This window comes from Acinetobacter sp. 228 (genome assembly GCF_048147885.1).
In genome coordinates this window covers 1-1,210 of the sequence record NZ_JAYWYV010000391.1, presented here as the reverse complement: position 1 = coordinate 1,210, position 1,210 = coordinate 1, and the positions used below count along the sequence as shown (strand labels likewise).

Here is a 1,210-nt window from a genome sequence, read left to right as displayed (position 1 = left end):
GGTTAAACCTGTACCGGAAATTAAGCAGTGCGTTGGATCTAGATGATCTAAAGGCGGCAATACCTTTAAGTCTGCTAATAAAGATGAATAATCATAAGTTTCTGATTCAAACCCTAATGTCTCAACTTGTTGCTCTAACGAAACTTTATTGCGGATTGCTAAAAGTGCTAAATCACGAACTGATTGAATATCTTTAACCGGATATACCATGTTGCCTTCTACTTTCGCGACGGCACGTTGATTTGCACGATTCTCAAATTGAATAATTTGCATGTTTTATTCCTTACAAAGGCTTTTGAATATTCACTGTTTGTGTTTTTTGACGTTCGAGCTTGGCATAGACGATGTAAGTCAAAATCAAGCCAAAAAGCATGACGATAGATAAGAAATACAAACCAGCAGCCATATTTCCCGTGTATTCTTTTAAAAGTCCGATCCCAAATGGACCGACATAGCCACCTAAATTTCCAACAGAGTTAATTAAGGCGATACCAGCCGCTGCACTTGCACCCGTTAAGAAACGACCCGGTAATGTCCAAAACACGGCAGTCGATGAAAATAGACAGAACGCAACTACAGCCAAAGCTGCCAACTGCATAACTGGAGAATTTAGCCAACCACTTAAAAACATTGCACAAGCACCTAGTGCATACAGAAAACTTAAGTGTCCGTAACGATCGTTCAGGCGGTCAGTACTACGCGGAATAATGAGAAGTCCAATAATTCCAAAAATATAGGGAATGCTAGATAAGAACCCAATTTGAATATCACTACCTCCGCCAAATTGCTTAATAATAGTAGGAAGCCAGAGATTTAAACCATAAATACTTAAAGTTACCGGTAAGTAGTAAAGTGCTAATAAAAGTACGCGTTTGTCTTTTAAAGCATGTAGTGGATTGGCATGTCGGGTTTGGTCATATTCGGCTTCATCTTTAACGAGTTCATTTTTAAGCCATTGTTTTTGTTCAATGCTTAACCATTTCACTTTATCAATGTTATCGGGCAGCCACAAAAATGTAGGTAAAGCTAATAAAACTGCGGGCAAGCCAACTGCAACGAACAACCATTGCCAGCCGTGTAAATTTGCAATGCCATCCATTCCAAGTAATAGACCAGCTAAAGGCCCTGCAATCATCATGGCAATCGGTTGTGAAAGCACAAACATTCCCATGATTTTTCCGCGATGCCGCACCGGATACCACTGCGTAAT

The 1,210-nt window shown here is 39.9% G+C and carries 1 protein-coding gene and 1 pseudogene; both read right to left on the bottom strand.

All coding sequences use genetic code 11. The annotated features are described in order from the left end of the window. A pseudogene (locus VXQ92_RS19275) lies at positions 1-273 on the bottom strand (FAH family protein); the annotation flags it as partial. A 10-nt stretch (positions 274-283) separates the two neighbouring features. Beyond that, positions 284-1,210 (bottom strand): multidrug efflux MFS transporter AbaQ (abaQ, locus tag VXQ92_RS19270; protein ID WP_416682883.1); only part of this gene is annotated, 927 nt, incomplete at its 5' end.